Source organism: Blastopirellula sediminis, from assembly GCF_020966755.1.
Classification (GTDB): domain Bacteria; phylum Planctomycetota; class Planctomycetia; order Pirellulales; family Pirellulaceae; genus Blastopirellula; species Blastopirellula sediminis.
The window spans coordinates 1497968-1515632 of sequence record NZ_JAJKFT010000004.1 but is presented as its reverse complement, the minus strand read 5'-3'; the positions used below and the strand labels follow the sequence as shown (position 1 = coordinate 1515632).

21 protein-coding genes are annotated in these 17665 nt (G+C 59.3%); 6 read left to right on the top strand and 15 right to left on the bottom strand.

Annotated elements, in window-relative coordinates; all coding sequences use genetic code 11:
• Positions 1-100 precede the first annotated feature (100 nt).
• The 14 genes from LOC68_RS09825 to LOC68_RS09765 all read right to left on the bottom strand — a co-directional run bounded on the left by LOC68_RS09825 (position 101) and on the right by LOC68_RS09765 (position 10377).
• Positions 101-1642, bottom strand: a complete 1542-nt coding sequence (locus LOC68_RS09825; RefSeq protein WP_230218136.1) for a phage portal protein — start codon at positions 1640-1642, stop codon at positions 101-103.
• 34 nt (positions 1643-1676) lie between these two features.
• Positions 1677-2237 carry a helix-turn-helix domain-containing protein gene (locus LOC68_RS28770; RefSeq protein WP_390623355.1) on the bottom strand — a complete coding sequence of 187 codons (561 nt, stop codon included), beginning with the start codon at positions 2235-2237 and terminating at the stop codon, positions 1677-1679.
• A gap of 2 nt (positions 2238-2239) precedes the next feature.
• Entirely contained in the window at positions 2240-3520 is a 1281-nt protein-coding gene (terL, locus tag LOC68_RS09820; RefSeq protein ID WP_230218134.1) for a phage terminase large subunit, read from the bottom strand.
• Positions 3456-3836 (bottom strand): hypothetical protein, encoded by a 381-nt coding sequence (locus tag LOC68_RS09815; protein ID WP_230218133.1) that lies wholly within the window; start codon positions 3834-3836, stop codon positions 3456-3458. Before LOC68_RS09815 ends, terL begins: the two co-directional genes overlap by 65 nt.
• 190 nt (positions 3837-4026) lie before the next feature.
• A complete protein-coding gene (locus LOC68_RS09810; protein WP_230218132.1) occupies positions 4027-4395 on the bottom strand; it encodes a hypothetical protein in 369 nt (122 codons plus the stop codon).
• 53 nt (positions 4396-4448) lie between these two features.
• Complete coding sequence (locus LOC68_RS09805) at positions 4449-4973, bottom strand: thioredoxin family protein (RefSeq protein WP_230218131.1); 525 nt, start codon at positions 4971-4973, stop codon at positions 4449-4451.
• A gap of 182 nt (positions 4974-5155) precedes the next feature.
• The gene (locus LOC68_RS09800; protein WP_230218130.1) at positions 5156-5449 is read right to left on the bottom strand and encodes a hypothetical protein; all 294 of its coding nucleotides are present in this window, start codon (positions 5447-5449) and stop codon (positions 5156-5158) included.
• A gap of 8 nt (positions 5450-5457) precedes the next feature.
• Positions 5458-6615 carry a hypothetical protein gene (locus LOC68_RS09795; protein ID WP_230218129.1) on the bottom strand — a complete coding sequence of 386 codons (1158 nt, stop codon included), beginning with the start codon at positions 6613-6615 and terminating at the stop codon, positions 5458-5460.
• A 110-nt stretch (positions 6616-6725) separates the two neighbouring features.
• Entirely contained in the window at positions 6726-7211 is a 486-nt protein-coding gene (locus LOC68_RS09790; protein WP_230218128.1) for a hypothetical protein, read from the bottom strand.
• Between the two features lie 2 nt (positions 7212-7213).
• Positions 7214-7864, bottom strand: a complete 651-nt coding sequence (locus LOC68_RS09785) for a hypothetical protein (RefSeq protein WP_230218127.1) — start codon at positions 7862-7864, stop codon at positions 7214-7216.
• Positions 7865-7998: 134 nt separating this feature from the next.
• A complete protein-coding gene (locus tag LOC68_RS09780) occupies positions 7999-8373 on the bottom strand; it encodes a hypothetical protein (RefSeq protein WP_230218125.1) in 375 nt (124 codons plus the stop codon).
• 263 nt (positions 8374-8636) lie between these two features.
• Positions 8637-9680 carry a GNAT family N-acetyltransferase gene (locus LOC68_RS09775; RefSeq protein WP_230218124.1) on the bottom strand — a complete coding sequence of 348 codons (1044 nt, stop codon included), beginning with the start codon at positions 9678-9680 and terminating at the stop codon, positions 8637-8639.
• 11 nt (positions 9681-9691) lie between these two features.
• Positions 9692-9868, bottom strand: a complete 177-nt coding sequence (locus LOC68_RS09770) for a hypothetical protein (RefSeq protein ID WP_230218123.1) — start codon at positions 9866-9868, stop codon at positions 9692-9694.
• A complete protein-coding gene (locus LOC68_RS09765; protein ID WP_230218122.1) occupies positions 9865-10377 on the bottom strand; it encodes a hypothetical protein in 513 nt (170 codons plus the stop codon). Before LOC68_RS09765 ends, LOC68_RS09770 begins: the two co-directional genes overlap by 4 nt.
• Before the next feature lie 274 nt (positions 10378-10651).
• On the opposite strand from LOC68_RS09765, the gene LOC68_RS09760 reads away from it, so the two are divergent.
• The 3 genes from LOC68_RS09760 (at position 10652) to LOC68_RS09755 (ending at position 12432) form a co-directional block, all read left to right on the top strand.
• The gene (locus LOC68_RS09760) at positions 10652-10912 is read left to right on the top strand and encodes a hypothetical protein (RefSeq protein ID WP_230218121.1); all 261 of its coding nucleotides are present in this window, start codon (positions 10652-10654) and stop codon (positions 10910-10912) included.
• 82 nt (positions 10913-10994) lie between these two features.
• The gene (locus LOC68_RS28765) at positions 10995-11585 is read left to right on the top strand and encodes an REP-associated tyrosine transposase (protein WP_390623354.1); all 591 of its coding nucleotides are present in this window, start codon (positions 10995-10997) and stop codon (positions 11583-11585) included.
• 100 nt (positions 11586-11685) lie between these two features.
• The gene (locus LOC68_RS09755) at positions 11686-12432 is read left to right on the top strand and encodes a TVP38/TMEM64 family protein (protein WP_230218120.1); all 747 of its coding nucleotides are present in this window, start codon (positions 11686-11688) and stop codon (positions 12430-12432) included.
• Between the two features lie 252 nt (positions 12433-12684).
• Here LOC68_RS09755 and LOC68_RS09750 read toward each other — a convergent pair whose 3' ends face one another.
• Positions 12685-13155, bottom strand: a complete 471-nt coding sequence (locus LOC68_RS09750; RefSeq protein ID WP_230218119.1) for a hypothetical protein — start codon at positions 13153-13155, stop codon at positions 12685-12687.
• A 336-nt stretch (positions 13156-13491) separates the two neighbouring features.
• Between LOC68_RS09750 and LOC68_RS09745 the strand changes: the two genes are divergently transcribed.
• The 3 genes from LOC68_RS09745 (at position 13492) to LOC68_RS09735 (ending at position 17663) form a co-directional block, all read left to right on the top strand.
• On the top strand, positions 13492-14529 hold the full coding sequence (locus tag LOC68_RS09745; protein WP_230218117.1) for a DUF1559 domain-containing protein: 1038 nt from the start codon (positions 13492-13494) through the stop codon (positions 14527-14529).
• Positions 14530-14640: 111 nt separating this feature from the next.
• Complete coding sequence (locus tag LOC68_RS09740) at positions 14641-15045, top strand: hypothetical protein (protein WP_230218115.1); 405 nt, start codon at positions 14641-14643, stop codon at positions 15043-15045.
• A 101-nt stretch (positions 15046-15146) separates the two neighbouring features.
• Complete coding sequence (locus LOC68_RS09735; RefSeq protein ID WP_230218114.1) at positions 15147-17663, top strand: DUF3656 domain-containing U32 family peptidase; 2517 nt, start codon at positions 15147-15149, stop codon at positions 17661-17663.
• The last annotated feature ends 2 nt before the right edge of the window (positions 17664-17665 follow it).

Sequence of the window (17665 nt, the reverse complement as noted above, 5' to 3'; positions counted from 1 at the left end):
ATTCACAGGCTCCCACTGCTGGGCAAGCCAGCAGTGCCACCCTTTACATTGAGAAGATGCGAAAGCGCGCCGCATTTCCCTCGCTCGCGCTTCGGGCCTACTATTCGACGGACTCGTTCGCGTCGTTGCGTCGCTCTTCGTCGAGGTCGAGATCGAAGCGGCTGGCCATCGTGCGGCGCGATAGGACGCCTGCTTCCCGCAGCGATTGCGCGACGCGGAGTTCCTTCTCCTTGTCGCGCACCGCCGGGGAAGTCGCCTCGATCGTCATCGCGAGCAGCTTGCGAATCTGTCGCCAGGCGAAGCCATGCTTGTTGAAACGCCCCATCTCGAAGTAGATCCGCAGCACCCGCCACAGCAGCGTCTCGAACGCCGTGATGTACTTTTGCTGGGCCGATTCGATCGCGCGTGTGAACGGGGCGCCGGCTTCCAGGATTGACGCGTAGTTGTTGTTGCTGGCGTCGCCGCTGATCATGTGCTCCGGCATGCTCCAGCGAACGCCGGTTGCGCGGCGCATCGCTTGCAAGATCCGCACAAAACCCGCCGCTTGCTGGCCTCCCATCGGTCCCGCCTGAAACTCGCGGCCGAAGGTGTCGATCACTTCGCCGTTCCGCCAGTTGCTGGTTGCGAACGGCGGATTGTCTGCCGCGAAAGCCGAGCCGCCGGTCAAGCTTTCGATCGAACCGCCGCTAGGTCCGCTCGTCGAGTTCTTAATGATCAGCGCGATCGACGCTTGAATCCCGGCGCCGGTTCCCATGCGGCTGAGCAGTTCGGTCGCTCCAGCGATCCGCCCGCTGACCGGGTAAAAGTCGGTCAGCCCCCGCTTCACATGCCGCGGCACATTCCGCTTCAAATGGAGGAACCGAGACGGCGGGTAGAAGTTCCACTGCTCGGCGTCGCCATTCCAACGCACGAAGTACCCGTACACCTCGGTTGCGTCTCCTTGCCGCGTGGCGACGCCGTAACGCCAATCGATCGCATGCGAAATGCGAAGTCGCCGCCGCAGTTCTTCTTCGAGCAGCCGCGGATCAACCGGCTGGGTGAGCCAGGCCGGTTCGACATGTCGGGCGCGTACGCTCCCCTGTTCCGCTTCCAGCGCGATCAGCAGTTCGCCGTCGACGATCGAATCTTTGACCAGCTCTTCTTCAAAGCTCAGTTCCCACTCGTTGTGCGCGAGAAACTCCTCCATGCACCGCCGCGCCTCGTCTCGCAACAGGTCGACGCTCGCCGATTTCTCCGTCGCGTTGACCGCGTACGTGAAACCGGTGTGCACGACGTAGTGGACCAGGTTTCCCAAGACCCCCACCGCCGTTTCGTCCCCGTCCGCCAAGGCGCGAGCGATACCGCGGAAGAGCGATAGCTCGGATTCCGATCGAAAGACCGGCCCATAGTGGCCATCTTTGCGATTGGTCGCCGTATCAGGCGTCGCCCAAGATTCCAGGCTGACGGTTTCATAGAAGTCGATCGGCCGCGTAACAGCCGGACCGTGAGCAAGACGAACGTCGCCTAAAGACTCGCGGACCTGCTGCGGACGAGACGCGGCTTCCACCAGGTGATCGCGGAGCGGCTGCAAGCGACTCCGAACTTCGATTTCGGCTCGCAACTCCTGCTCACGCGTCACCCAACTCTCTGATTCTTCTTGCATGGGAACTACTCGATTCTGAATGTTCGCTCTTGCACTAGCCCGCAGCGCAAGCAAGGGAATGCGTCCTCAACCTCAATCGCCACCGCCTCACCTCGCCGAAGTTCGATTCGCAATCAGGCGGCTTCTCAATCATCGCGGCGTCATTCAATTTCGATCGCGTGCGCTTTGTCAACAGACAATTTTGAAACGCTTGAATCAGGCGAACCGCCAACACTAGCCCGCAGCGCAAGCGAGGGAATGCCATGGCCGCGAATGACGAATGCCGACATCCGAATGACGAACGAAGCGAGAACATTTGCGATTCTTCCGTTCCATCCTCCGATCGTGCGGCGACATTCGATGACAATTCCGTGCGTTTTGTCAACCACTTTTCTTCACACGAAGCGGCATCGGCATCGCGCTGCGATTCTGCGCCGCCAAGCGTCGTCTCGCACTCTGCAACGACCGCACGCTCCTCTTCCTTTCGGACGCGTTGCACCGTCGACGGAGCGACCTGCATGGCGCGAGCCACGCAACGAACCGACATCCCTTCTCCCAGCAATTTGCGGATCCGCTCGCGCCGCTGTTCGCTCAGCTTTCGTCCTCGGTTTTCCATCCCTATTTCCTTCCGTTCAAAAGTTCAGCCAGCAGCGAAATCCCCATCTCCAGCGCGTCAGGCCCATCGTCGTAGGCGCCGACCGGAAAATCCTTCAGTTGCGAAACCAGCAGCTTCGCGCCGCGGCTATCCGCTTTGAAATGCAACTCTCCCCGCGACAGAAACGGCGTTAGGGTCCGCCGGATCCGGGTGCGTTTGTCTTCGTGATGCGTGCGGCCGTAAATCGGCAGCGGGCGATTGTTCCGTTTCGCCAGGTCTTCGATGTTGCAGCGAAGGAGCTCTTGAAATTGGTTCGTTTCGACAATCAGCCCGTACGGCTCGAACAGCTTGCACAGCTCGCACGCCTTCTCCGCGATCTTGCGAACGTCGCGGCGTTCGATATCGGCGTCGACGTATATCTGTCCGTCATACGTTAGCGCCAGCAGCACGAACGCGCTGTAGTCCGCCTTGTCGCTCTTCCCTTTCGACGGATCGAGCCCGATCACCCGATAGCGGATCTCTGACTCCGCCGGCCATTGGTCGAACCAAAAGGTCGGCGTTTGAAAGTAGAGCCCCGAGAACTCGGCGCCGCTGATGTCGACAAACTGCGCGCGGTACTCCTGATCGAACGACGCCTGGCCGAGATCGAGCAGCGCCGAGTCGAGTTCCGCTTGATCAATCAGACGGTTCTCGCTGGTCGGGCATTGCCATGATTTGTAGTGCGGATCGACCCCGTCGAGGTCATGCTGCTCCTTGATCCAGTTCGGCCCGTTCGGCGTGGTCAGGAACATTGACCAGCCGCGGCGATCGGAGAGCGCCGGTCGCAGCGCGTCGGACCAGATCTCTTTCCGCACGAAGGCGAACTCGTCGCCGATCATGCCGTCGAGCCCGTCGCCGCGCAAACTGACTGGGGCCGCGGCCGTTTTGATCGTGATGCTGCCGCCGCTGGGATGCTCGATGCGGCATTCCGACTTTGAGTATTGGAGCCCGCTTCGTTCAAAGGCCCGGATAAGGTCCCGTTCGATCTTCTTCGACTGGGCGAACGTCGGCGCGACCCAATACAAGTTGCCGCCGTCGACGATTCCCTTCCAATGTCCTGGTCCCGCCGGATCGCCATGCCCGAGGATCGCGGCGATCAGCCCGACGCCGGTCTTTCCCCAGCGTCTGCCGCAGATTACCCGTTTGTGACGATGCGTATCGCGGAGGATCGGCAGCTGATGCGGCAGCGGCTGCGGAACTTCAATCACCCGGCGACTCGATTTTTGAGCCAGGTGATTCTTGATCCGCAGGTTCAACCGTTTCATGCGCGTCGTTACCGAAAAAGTCTTTGTTGTTCAGGATGGAGATCGGCGTCTTTTCGCCGCCGAGCAGCGAATCGATCTCGGCCATCAGCATCGCGCGGTCGAGATTGAACTCGCTGAGCTTTAGCACGAAGGCGGCGGCGCTTTGGCGATCGCGGACGTTCGCTTCATCGTTTTCGAGGGTGTCGCGGGCTTGCTTGACGCACAATCTTCGCAGGTCATCATCGATATCCCACGCTTCTCGGCTGGCGCGACGCATCGCCCGCAAAACGCGGCGTTGGCGCGCAGCATCCGCCTTGTCTTGTGATGGTTTGTCCATACCGCCTCACATCGGGTGTAAATTGGCCGTAGCGCTGCGCGGCTTTAGTAGCCCGAAGCGCAAGCGAGGGAAATGCGTCCGCAAGTGCGCATAGTGGGCATGCGTTTTGATCAAGCGTGATTAACGAGAAGCAGTCCGTAGGACTAGATGCTGCATTTCCCTCGCTTGCGCTTCGGGCTACCGTTGGGCGTTATTTCGTGCGGCTGAGCTCTTGCCGCCGCTCCCGCGGGTAGATTTCCCGCTCCAGAACCTCCGGGTCGTAGTTCGTCCACGTTTCTCGCTTCTGCGGCGCGTAGACCTTGCGCAACTGCGTCAGGTCGCGCCAGTAGCAGACGTACTGGTCGCGATCCCAGTCGCGGGTTGGCAACTGCGACTCATTCTTGATCAGCCGCCAGGCCCGGATCTGAAAGCGATCGCGATCCCAGTCCCAGAAGATGAGTTGATCGATGACATGTCGTCCCTGGGCGTCGTAGTAATGGTTCACCTCGATCAAGTCGACTCGATCGACGGTGGCCGCCTCCATCGGAAGCGCCGCGAACAACAGCAGTAGCGTCACCATCGTCAATCTCCTTCCACCAAACCGGGGAACTCCAACCGCCAACAACGCACCGTCTAGCTTTCCGCCAACACCCGCGGCACTTCGGCCGCTTTCGCTGGTCGCGACTGTTTCGGCTTGCCGCCGACATAGTGGTAAACCGCCAAGGCCGGCAACGTTCGCTGCGATCCCATCACGGTGCGGGCCGTCGCGCGATCCTGGTCATAGTCAACGATCACCACCGACGCGTCGGGCAACTTTCCTTCCCGCTTCATCCCCAGCAATTCGTTTTTCATCGCCGGGCAATAAGGGCACCAACTTGCCGTCACCATCACCACCAACGGCCGCTGGCGACTCTTGTAAAGCTCGTAGGCGTCGCGGTAATTGGTCGGCTCGGCCGGAACCACCTCCGGCGGAGCCGGTCCCACCGGCGTGACCAACTCCGGAACTTCTTTCACCACCGCCGCATACGCCAGGCAAACCGCCGCGTTGGCCCGAGCCGCTTCACTGGCGATCGCTAGCGCCGGCGATCCTAGAATCAACGTTAGACAGGCCAGATTCCGGACAGTCGCTCTGGCGGCTTGTGAGATTTTGCGTTTCATGGGATCTCCTGTTTGCTATGCGTTTCTCGAGTCGTCTCCCCCACTAGCCCGCAGCGCGAGCGAGGGAATGGGGTTGCAAATCAAGCACGAATGGCGAGTGACAAACGATCCGTCATTCTGGTTTCGACATTCGTCATTTAGCCAAACGCATTCCCTCGCTTGCGCTGCGGGCTAGTGTTTGGCTACCAGCCTTCGGCGTGGTTGATGCGGTCGCCGTCATGCAGCAACAGTTCGCTGGTCGGCGGCGCGTAGATCGCCATTCGGTGAGGCGGATCGAAACTCTGCTGCGGCGGAGCGTCGCGCATTCCTTTGTCGATCATCCAATTCGCCAGCGCGCGGACGAATCGCTTCCCCAAACTGTCCCGCTGCACATCGGACGGAACAGGACCATTCAGCACGTCGTCCGCCTTCTCCATCAGCAAAAGTCCACCCAGCAACAGCACGCACGCAAACAAACCGGCAGTCAAAACTTTCATCGCAGCACCTATAAAGCGAGAGCGTAGATTGGCTCGTCCTGTTTCGCACGATGCACCCAGGCGGCATGATCCAATTGGCGAAAGGGGAAACCGTCGTAGCCGCTGACCGAGAACGAGTCGTTCTGCCGCAGCATCCGATTGACGGTCGCTTCGTCGACCCAAAACGAACCGTCCGGCATGTCGGCCGGCCATTTCGGCCCGCTTACCCAAGTCGGTCCCCAACTGTTCAAACACAAGAGCCCGCGGCGATCATGCCGCACGCCGATAAAGCACATGCAGTGGGACCAGCTCCCCGACGCTTTGCAGAATCCTTCCGCATCCCGCGTACTCGCAAACCCTTGGCCCGAGCAAACCGGCACCGGATAGCCGCTTTGAATCGCCGCGGCCGCTTCGTCAAAGGTGGAGACGAGCGCGACGGTTCGCACTGGGCTCTTTTGCGCTTCCCGATCGAGGGCGCCGGCGTCATCCTTGCCGCCGTTGCCATAGTTCCCCCAATCTTTGGCGCGTCGTGACGAGTAAGCTGAAAGGTCGACGGAGGGATAGGCTTCACGAAAAATCAGGCCGTAGTCGCGGACCCATTTCGCCGCGGCGCCGCCGTAGCTTCCATCGGAATAGCCGCCGCGACTGACGCCGCGAGCTTCGACGCGCGAACCGCCATAGATCGACTCGGTCGCGACCGGGCGCCAATCGGCGCTGTCTCCCTGGCAGTACATGATCGCCAGGTGGATGTCGCACGCATGCGCCCAACCCCAGCTGACGCAATCGCCGATCCCCTGCCGGCCAACTTGCCAATCGGTTCCGAATTTGTCGCGGTACGCTTTGTACAAAGCGCGGTACAAAAAAGCGTCTTGCGGCGGTCCCCGCGCCGCGAAGAGTTGCGGCGCCGCTTGCCGCAACTTCGGCTGCGGCAACGTACTGAGGAACTGGCGTGTTTCATTGGGGTGCGGCTTGTAACCGAACAACGCGACCGGCGGTTGATGCTTGCCTGGCAAGACGTCGGCGGACGGTTTTCCAGGTTGAACCTGAACGTCGCCGCTCACTTCTTCAGGAACATCCGACGGATTCTCGCGACTCGCAAAGTACGCCAGGCCGGCAATCGTGCCGATCAACACCAGGAAGAGAACTCCCCAGCGTGAGCCTGGCGGATGATGATAGTCCTTCGACATGCGTGCTTCCTTCGTCATTCTGGTTTCGACGTTCGTCATTTGGTTTTGGCCGCATTCCCTCGCTTGCGCTACGGGCTAGTGTTGTCTGGTCCGCAGAGCGGACCCTACGGCTACTGCTTCCAGGCGAGATAGTCGGCGGCGTAATGGGCCGACTTCGCCAGTTGGCGATAGCCGGCGATCCAGTTGCGTCGCCGGTCGTCGGAAAGTGCGCCGCCGTCGACGCCGATCTGGCTGTCGAGATACGTTTTGATCTCGCCGCCGAGATGCGGGTACTTTACGGCGTAGCTGCCGCCGCTCAGTTGCGTTTCGCGAGCGATCATCCGCAGGTTTTCCAGCTGTACGCCGCTCCGCAGGTGCGGCTCGGGTCGCGCGGCGTCGTATTCGATTACCGCGGCGATCGCATCGCATAACTCCGCAAAACGCTTTGCGTCTTGGCTCGCTTCGCTGTGAGCGTCGCTTTCGCGAAACGCGGCGAGCAAGTCTGGCTCGCCGGGGTTTTCCGGCGGCGGCGTGATCGTTGGCAGCAGATCGAGCTGCGATAGCCCGGCCGCCCCCAACATCAACGCCATCAGCAGGAAGAAGAGGTTAGGCTTCATCGCTAGGCGCCTCCATGATTAAGTGCTTCACCAGGTCGAGTCCCGCCTGACGAATCTCTTCGCTCGTAGCGCCGCTCGCGACGAGCACCGGCCGCACGACGCAGAACCAAGCGCGAAACGCGTCGACCGGATTGGGACTTGGCGCCGCTTCGATCGGTTGCGGATTCTTCGCGATCAACTTCAGCGGCATCGGCGTCGGCGCTGGTCCGCCGCTGCTGGCCGGCGCCTTTTGCGCAGGGGCCCAGACGAGCGAAACGAGACCAATAACGCCGAACGCCAACGCCGCGAGTAGAAAAATGTTTAGCACGGAATTGCTCCAGGTTTTGGGCGTAGAGAGCTTCAATCAAACCGGCCGCGATCGTCAGAATGACGCTGCGAGTCGCAGTGCGTACGTACGGCAGCTTCATCCAAAAAAGCCAGGTCGGCAGCGGCACGTTGGCGATGACGTAATCCCAAAAGGCGCCGACCCACTCGAGCACGGCCGCTTTCTTTTCGGGACCAGGATTCAGCAGCTCGTCTTTGGCGGCGAGCATCGCGCCATGAAGGAAGGTGAGAAACGCCTCGCTCAGCGCGTCCCAGGAAAAGCCTTGTCGCAACTTGGCCTGGGCGTCGGCGAGCAATTCAGACAGCTTGTCGGTAAAAGTCGTGACCATCAAACGTCGCTCCGAGGGTGAAATGGTTAGAGAAGCGCAAACGTGGGGCGTTCGCTCACCCGATTGGCTCGGGCGAACGTTACCGTCGGCGATGAGGCGCCGCTTGCGCCTCCTTCAGAATCCGCTTGGTACGCCTACAGCGCTTGCTCAAAGCTGCGTGTCTTAAAATCGCGCACTAACTGCCGCACGCTGTCGCGTACCTGGCTCGCTCGCGTGGTGTTGATCGCCGGCACCTCGAGCAGTTGCTCGTAGGTCACTCCCTGCAAGTCGCCGACGGTCGTGATGTTCACGGTTTCCAACGCTTCCAAGACTTGCGGCTCCAAGCTCAATCGCGTGAGCGGAACTTCCCGCGGCAAGGCGTACTCATCGCACAACTCGCGGCGCTGCAAGCGCACCTCTTCCACGCACCGCGAAAGGATCTGGTCGGCGGCGGAGAAGTTTCCTTGCGCCAACTGCAATTCAATTTGCCGAGCCACGACCGCCGCTTGCGCGGATGTGATACGCGTCATGAAGAAACTCCTTGAAGAGGGGGAGAGAACAAAAACACTAGCCCGCAGCGCAAGCAAGGGAATGTGCTTGCAAGGAAACGACTGTCGCCCGAATTCACGTAGGGTGGGTGAATCAAGCGTATAGAGCGACACCAGGCTCGTTCAGCGCAATTCGCTTGCGCAACCCACCTTGAATGAGGTAACGCATTGTTGGGTTTCGCTTCGCTGCACCCAAGCTACGAACTCTTGCGCACGCATTCCCTCGCTTGCGCTGCGGGCTAGTGTTAAGAGCGATAGTGGAACGAGGCGACCGCTCGGCCGAGCGAGACTTTCCAGTCGGGATGCTCCCGAAAGAAGCCGGTAGCGCGGCGGCCTGTCTTTTTCAAATGGCGAAACTCCCACCGTGGCGATGCGTTGCAGTGATGAATCACCGCCGGGTGACTGCCGCTGATCGAAACGACGTCGGCGTGTTCCTCTTCCACCAGATGCGCCGCCACGCCGTCAAGCAGCGCTCCGCCGATTCCCATTCCTTGAAAGCTGGGGAGCGTCACGAGTCGCGTGAAGCGAAACGCGTGCTTGCGAAAATGATTCAGGACCGCCGCAAATGCGACCGGCTCGTCATCGAGCGTAGCGATGAACGCACGGGCGGCCGGGTTCAAACGGGGATCTAAATAGTGATGCTTCGCAAATAGGGGCCACTGTCGATGGTCGCAGCCGCGGATTTGCAGTTGAAGTTGCGGTCGCCGAAGACGCCTCCGCGTGAGTCGCCCCGTTTCCATGTCCGCAACCCAATCAGGCTGCAGCCAACGCGCGACGTCTCGATGACAGGTAATCGCGACGAACTGCTTGTCGATATGACCGGCGTCGATCGATTTGCGGAGCGCCGCCGAGCCGATCTGCGCCGTCCGTCGATCGACGACGCTGCTATACTCGTCAAACGCAATCCGCGATTCGTTCGACGCCAACGACATCGCCAGGTCGGCGCGAAACTGCTCGCCGGTCGACAAGACGTGATATGGCTTGCACCACGCCGGCGGCGAACTGAGCCCGACCGAGATCAACAAGCGGACGATTTCGCGGGTTTCGAGCGATGCTGGAAACGCGTCGACAATCGCTTTTCGCTTCGGCCAACGAAAGCCGCGATAAACCTGCGAGCCGAACGCTTTCGCGGCGATCGTCGATTTGCCCGAACCGGAAGGCCCGACGATCAAGCCGACCCGCCAATCGTCATCGCTCGGCAGCTCGATCGCAAAACGATCAGTCAGCTTTTCGTCAAGCGAAACGTCGAACATCCCGCTGACCATCTGCACGCGAAAAGAGTCAGGCACGCGACAGGAGACTACAGATTCAACAATCGACATCGGTATCCTTTCGCTTTCAGTTCGATGTACAACTGACGCTGATCCCGTTCGCTTTGGCACTCGGCGACTACCTGGTAAAGCGCCGGGCAAGTTTTCGTTGCAGCTCGTTCCGCCAAAGACTCGGTCTTGGTTTTGGCGGCTGATTCTCGCTTCATTGTCGCGCCTCCCACCACGTTTCCGCTTCGCATGCAAGCAAACGGAACTCGGCGGGGTTCGTCACTTCGACCAGTTCCTCCTCTTCCAGACGTCGCGCGTCGGTGATGGTCACGCCGTTTAGCTGATCGCCGCGCGGTCCGCGAACGAAATGGAACTCGGCGTGGAACTCGTAGCAGCCGACGCCGGTCTCGTGGCTTTCAAAATGATGACGCTGCGGGTGATCTTCGTTGATCTCGCTCCACCCGATTGATTCGTTGGTTCGCTTCGGTGACAGCGCTTGAATCGCCGCTTGCCAGCGACGATCCGCTTCCGCCCGTTCGGCGGCGAGCAACACCGGCAAGTCGCAGAGCAAATTACGCGCGACTTTCAGATCGGCGAACAACGCCTGCTGCTGCGGTGTTCGCGACGCTTTCAGCCAGTAATAGACGCCGTCCACTTTGTCCTGGATCGAGCGAATCCGGTAATAGCTGAGCGGCGTCGGCGCCGCCGGAGGAGAAAGAAGAAGCATCCAAGGCCCCCGCGATTTGGAAGTTTCGTTACCCATTCCGCTCCACGTATGGAAGATCGCCCAAGCCCGGAAACGCCCAGAATTTGCGGCGTCCCCAGCGGCCTCTCCAACCCCCAATGACTTAGAACATTCTAAGAAAAGTCTTAGACTTTTGCAAGACTTAAAGCACAAGAATTATTCACGAAAGTCTAAGACTTTTCCAACTCTTGACGTAAGCTATTCTGTGGCAATAAGATGGAAGCGAGGAAACCTTTTTCGTCCTGGGAGACCGATCATGGGAATGGAGTATCAGACCGTCGACGACATCAAGGAGATGGAGGATCGCATCGTCAAATTCCTGGCAAAATTGCGAGAATTCCGGGCAGATTGGGCCAGCGAAGGTCCGGCGGAAGTGAAGATCGAAACGACGATGGCGATCCGCTCGATCGACTACCTCGAAGCCTGGACTCCGCTGCAACAAGCCCGTCTTACTCGGGCTCGACAAGCGGCGAAGAAAGAAGAGGTAAAAAAGACAAAGGCATCAAAGAAGAAGTAAAGTCTTAGTATTTCTTTATTACAAAGAACTGGGTGCCACTGCTGGCTTGTCCAGCAGTGCCGCAGAGCCTACAACTGGGGGCATGAACCCACCCCGGCGAAAATTGATTAAGCACTTTCATGAAGCAGGCCATCTTCATGAACTGACTTTCTCTTGTTTTCAGCGGATGCAACTCCTGACCAACGATACTTGGCGGTCAATGCTCTCCGAGAGCATTCAACGAGCGATCGACCGGCATCACTATCGCCTAATTGCATTCGTCTATATGCCTGAGCACATTCATCTACTCGTCTTTCCGGAACATGACGCTTCCCCAATTCCAGAGCTATTACGAGCGATCAAGCGGCCGTTTTCCTACAGAATCAAACAACTTCTTCTCCTGCACAACAGCCCGCTGCTTCAACGACTTACGGTTGAACAACGACCGGGCGTCGAGACCTTTCGATTCTGGCAAGAAGGCCCCGGCTACGACCGTAATATCACCAATCCAACGACGACAATGTTGTCGATTGACTATCTCCATGAGAATCCAGTAAAGAGAAGGCTCTGCGCACGTGCAGTCGACTGGAAATGGTCCAGCGCTAGACGAATACTCGTCCCTGATTCGCCAATTGACAGGGACCTCCCTGCGATCACCAAACTCCCGGCGGATTGGAGTACTCGGAGTCACTGAGCATCGCAAAGCCGTTTCACTGCTGGGCAAGCCAGCAGTGGCACACCTTGGACGAGTCCGCCTGTACTTTATTCATCCGCCCTGCACTTCAATCCATTGAATGGCCAACTCAGCGAACGAATCGGAACTGCAACCGCCGGCGTCCCCCAGCGCCGGACCGCGCTACTGGCGTTGGATTGTCGCCCTGGTATGCCTCCTTTCGATCGGCCTCGTTTATTTCTTTTTTGGCCGGCATCTGTCGCTGGACTCGCTGGTCGCACGAGAAGAGGCGCTGCGCGATTTTCAGCAGCAGCATTGGCTAACGGCTTACGCCGGCGCCTTCGTTATCTATGTCGTGATCACGGGGCTTTCGCTGCCTGGCGCCGCGCTGTTGTCGCTCTTTTACGGCTGGCTGTTTGGCCCGGTCGCCGGAGTCACGCTGGTTAGCTTCGCTTCGACGCTGGGAGCGACAATCGCGTTTTCTCTCAGCCGCTATTTGTTTCGCGACGCGGTTCAGCGGCGATATCAACAGCGGCTCGAAAAGTTGAACGCGTCGATTGAAGCGGAGGGAGCGTATTACCTGTTTACGCTTCGCTTGATTCCGGTCTTCCCCTTCTTCCTCGTCAATCTACTGATGGGGCTGACGCCGATCCGTTTGTGGACGTTCTGGTGGGTCAGCCAACTCGGGATGTTGGCCGGCACAATCGTCTATGTGGCGGCCGGAGCCAGTCTCCCGTCGATGAGCGCCATCCAACAACAAGGTCTCGGCGCAATCGTCCGCTGGCCGACTCTGGTCGCGTTCGCATTGCTGGGAGCGCTTCCTCTGGTGACGAAGCAAATGATGAAGCGGCTTCGTCGCTCCCCCTAATTCGCCGATTTATTCAATTTTTTCGGCGAATTCGCAATCGAGCATCCCTGCCGGCCAAAGATGCGAAAGACCGGCCATTGAGCTTGGCCACACCTGGTCCGTTGCCTCCTGGCCAGATGCTCCTTTCCTCCGCGGCGCCCGACGAACATGCGGAGTGGGAAGCGGTACGTTACGGCTTGTACGTCGCCGACCAAGATTGGCCCGCAGAGAATGCGACCGCCGAGAGCATTCGCCTGACGAAACGATTCGCGTCTACGCATTCCATCGCGATCGCTTTGACGAACCAGAAACGAATCGCATGCTCGAGAAGTTTGAACTCTTGCTAGAAACGAAAGTCGAGCAAGACGCCTTCGAATTCAACGCGTCTCCTGGGTCGCCGACGGTTTTGACGCGAAAGGTCATGTCGTTCAGTGGGAAGGGATCGCGCAGGACGAGCACGGCGACGCCCCAAGATTCTTCGCCTTCGCAGGCGACCACGACAGCGGAGCCAGAATGGGATTCACCCACTTCTGCACCGGTTGCCACACGGGACATAGCGGCACTCCAACGCTTCGCCTGCGCGACAAAAAGTAGCTCTGCGGCAGTAGCGACGACCCGTTCCCCGGTCGGCTCCCCCAAGAAATGGCTTGATTGAATTAACGCTTCCGATTCGCCGAGTCGCCAACGATCAAATCCAAAACAAAAATCCGCGGCAACCTTGAGAATCTTTCCATTCTGCGCCAAAACTCACAAATTGACTCTCTTTTTATAGCGCAGACGCCCTCTTAGTTTGCACACAAACATAAATTCTTTGCAAACAACTGCTTACCGGGATAACAAAAGCTCTAGACAAGCAATACGAAGCGAAGATACTATATTTTTATTAATTCTGTGCTTTTTCCTATTCTCTCTGGTCGCCCTTAATGCGACCTGGACGTAATTAATTTCCCCTCTAGCGATTCGATCGGCGAGTGACGTCGCATGACGGACTGCCGATACCAACTCTTCCTTTGTGTTCTTTTTCGGCTTTATTCGCGAGTCAATTCTCTTCCTAATCTTCCGTTATAAGGATATCGCCCCATGCAAATCATTTCCCCAAGAAAGGGCCGGTCCGGCTTCACCCTGGTTGAGCTCCTGGTCGTGATCGCGATCATCGGCGTGTTGATTGCGCTATTGCTCCCCGCGGTTCAGCAGGCTCGTGAAGCGGCTCGTCGCATGTCTTGCAGCAACAACCTGAAGCAACTCGGGTTGGCAATGCACAACTTCCATGACACGTACCAATATTTTCCGAACGGTCAAACCGACGATGACAATGACTCGTTCGGCTTCGGCTTCCACCTCCTGCCGCAGCTGGAACTGGGAAATCTCCATGACCAGATCACCAGCTATACCGGCACCGGCGGTGAGAAAGTCGTGCTGATGATTCGTCCGGGCCGCCACAAGCTGAGCGCCCCGTGCACCGACGCCGTCAACATCGACACGTGCAATCAATGGTCGCGTAATCGCAACGGCGCTTGGGACGCACCCCTGCGAGCTTCGGCGCTGGACGCGTTCATCTGCCCTTCGGACATTTTGCCGCGGCAAGACGACGAAGGTAACGGCAAGAGCAACTACCTCGGCAACATGGGCTGGGAAATGCGTGACGGCGTGCTGCATGACGGCAGCAACTACTACTACGGTTGCGCTCAGTTCTCGGGCTCGCGTCAGAACGGCGTGCTGTTGTTCGACAACGAAAACAACAACACGTTCATGACCAACTTCGCGCAGATCACCGACGGCTCCAGCAACACTGTCGCTATCGGCGAAGTGACGGCTACCTACCGCGCGACTCCGCAAGTGACCAATGATTGTCGCTTCCCGATTTGGGCCGGCGGTAACGGCGGCGGCTGCAACGGTCGCTGCATCAGCGCCAACCTCCGCATCATGGACACCGCCTACTACATCAACCGCAAGGACAACACCGACGAATCGGATCAGAGCTTCGGCAGCCAACACCCCGGCGGCGCCCAGTTCCTGTTCTGCGACGGTTCGGTTCACTTTGTGCCGGAAACGGTTAATCTGTCGGTTTATCGCGCGATCGGCAGCCGCAATGACGGCGTGCCAGTGACCCTGCCGTAGTCACGCTCCGCGTCAGTCTCATCAAAAGAGGCTCTCCGTCGCGGTTGCGACGGAGAGCTTTTCCTCTAGTCTCACCCAACAACAGGCCTTTCGGCGACCAATAGCAAGCCCATGAAACAACTAATTCATCTCGCCTTGATTCTGCCTTTGACCGCTTGGTGCTTTGGATGTAATCAAAACGGAGCGGCGCTCGCTCCCACCTCAGGAACCGTTACTGCCGACGGAAAGCCGGTAAATGGAGGGACGATTACCTTCATCCCAGCCGTCGAAGGCAAGCCAAGCTCCGGCGCCATCCAATCGGACGGCACTTTTAAGATGACCACCTACAAGGATGGCGATGGCGTCGTTATCGGAAGCGGAACAATCTCTTTTTCGCCCCCGCCGGTCACGATTCCGGAAGACCTGAAGCCGGGCCAATCGCTGCCTACTGCACCCTACAGCGGCTATAAACCAGCCGCTCCCAATGTCACCATCGTGTCTGGGTCGAACACGCTGACGGTCGAGTTGACCAAATAGAAAGCGGTTGCCGGGGGAAACCCGCAGCAAATCGCCTGACGAACCATCGAAGCGATTGCTAGAATGGCGGTTTACGCCACCCTCTAGTGATCGCTTCTTCTATGTCAGAACATCGTGCTGCCCCGGAACTTCTGGCGCCCGCCGGCAATTGGGACTGCGCCAAAGCGGCGGTCGCCAACGGCGCCGATGCGATCTATTTTGGGCTGACCAGCGGGTTTAACGCGCGTGCCCGGGCCAACAATTTTGAGGTCGAGGACCTGGCGCCGCTGATGGCGTTCCTCCATTGGCATGGGGTCCGCGGTTACGTCACCCTCAATACCCTGGCCTTCTCCCCAGAACTGGAAGCGGTCGAACTCCTCGTTCGCCAGATCGCTGCGGCCGGCGTCGACGCCCTGTTGGTGCAAGACCTCGGCCTGGTCGGCATGATCCGCCAGATCGCACCAACGCTACCCATCCACGCTTCGACCCAGATGACGATGACCAGCGCCGAGTGCATCGCCTTGGCGACCGAAATGGGGGTCGAACGGGTGGTGCTGGCCCGCGAACTCTCGATTCCGGAAATTTCGGCCATCCACGCCGAAACGGAGATGCCGCTCGAAGCGTTCGTCCATGGCGCCCTCTGCGTCGCCTACAGCGGACAATGCCTGACCAGCGAGTCGCTCGGCGGCCGCAGCGCCAATCGTGGCCAATGCGCCCAGGCCTGTCGATTGCCCTACGAGTTGATCTGCGACGGTGAGGATGTCGACCTGGGCGATCAAAAGTACCTGCTCAGCCCGCAAGACCTGGCCGGGTTTGCGGTCACGCCGGAATTGATCGAAGCCGGCGTCGTCTCGCTGAAGATCGAAGGGCGACTCAAGACGCCGGAATATGTCGCCAACATCACGCGGCACTATCGCACCGCGATCGACGCCGCCGTCGCCGGACGCCCGGTTGAGTTCACGCCGCGCAACGTCGAAGAGATGGAGCTGTCGTTCTCTCGCGGGTTCTCGGTCGGTTGGCTGCATGGCTGCGATCACAAGATGCTCGTGCCGGCGATCAGTTCGGCCAAACGGGGCGTCCTGGTTGGCGAAGTGCAAAAGGTGCAAGGCCAACGAGTGAAGATCGCGCTCCGGCGAGCTTTGAAAGCAGGCGACGGAATCGTCTTCGACGGCGACCGGAGCGCCGGAGAGGAACAAGGGGGTCGCGTCTTCGCTCTCTACCGAGGACAAAATCGAATCGAGGGGGAAGTTTCGCACGGCGTCGTCGAGATGGCGCTGATGCGGGACGCGATTGACCTGTCGCAGCTTTACCCAGGCCAAAAAATCTGGAAGAGCGACGATCCGGAGTTGAATCGCCGGCTGCGAAAGTCGTTTGACGGCGAAATCGCGCCGCGCGACGTTGATCTACATTTGCACGTCACGGCGGCCGTCGATCAACCGCTGCAATTGATCGCGACCGTCGCCGACTTGCCCCAGCTGCAACTGCAAACCGAACAACCGCTCGAAGCGGCCCGCAAACATCCTCTCTCCGCCGAGACGCTGCAGGAACAGTTCTCGCGGTTGGGAGAAACCGGCTTCCGCCTGACGCAGCTGACGGCCGACATTTCCGGCGAACCGATGGCGCCGCTGAGCGTGCTTGGCGCCTTGCGAAAGCAGATGGTTGAGCAATTGACCGCCGCTCGCCGCGCCGCGTCGATCCGGGCTCACGCCGTCGATCCCCAAGCCGTGTTGCCGCGACTGCGGGAAGCGATCCCGGCAAATGTCCCCACCGACGACACGCCTCACTTGCACTTGCTTTGTCGCACGCTCGATCAACTGACCTGGGCGAGCGAGATCGGCATGAAGCGGCTCTACGCCGATTTCGCCGACATCCGCGAATATCGCCAGGCCGTCGCGATCTCGCATGCCGCCGGCGCACAGATCTACCTGGCGACTCCCCGCATCCAAAAGCCGGGGGAGATGGGGATCTTCAAGGCGCTCGAAAAACAAAAGGCGGACGGCATCCTGGTCCGCAACCTTTCCGGCCTGCGTTTCTATCGCGAGCGGGAGATCGCCAGCGTCGCCGACTTCTCGCTGAACGCGGCGAATGAGCTGACCGTCGACTTCCTTCGCCGCCAAGGGGCTGAGCGAATCACGGCGTCGTACGATTTGAATCGCGAGCAATTGTTCGAGATGGTCCGCCGCAGTCCGACGCAACTGTTGGAAGTGGTCGTCCACCAGCATATGCCGATGTTCCACATGGAGCATTGCGTCTTCTGCTCCGTCCTTTCCCCTGGCACCAACAAGACCAACTGTGGGCGCCCCTGCGATACGCATGTCGTCCGTCTGCGCGATCGGGTCGGGAGCGAACATTTGCTGACCGCCGACGTCGGCTGCCGGAACACGCTCTACAACGCCGCTCCGCAAAGCGGCGCCGAAGCGGTCGCGGCGCTCGTCGATTTGGGCATTCGCTACTTCCGCGTCGAACTTCTTGACGAAGCGACCAAGTCGCAAGTTTACAACACGCTCGATCTCTATTCGTCGCTACTAACCGGACAAATCACCGGCAAAGAAGTCTGGACCGAACTGAAGGCGCTCAATCGCGTCGGCGTCACCCGCGGCACCTTGGAAGAACGTCGCAATCCGCTGGCGATCCTGTAAAC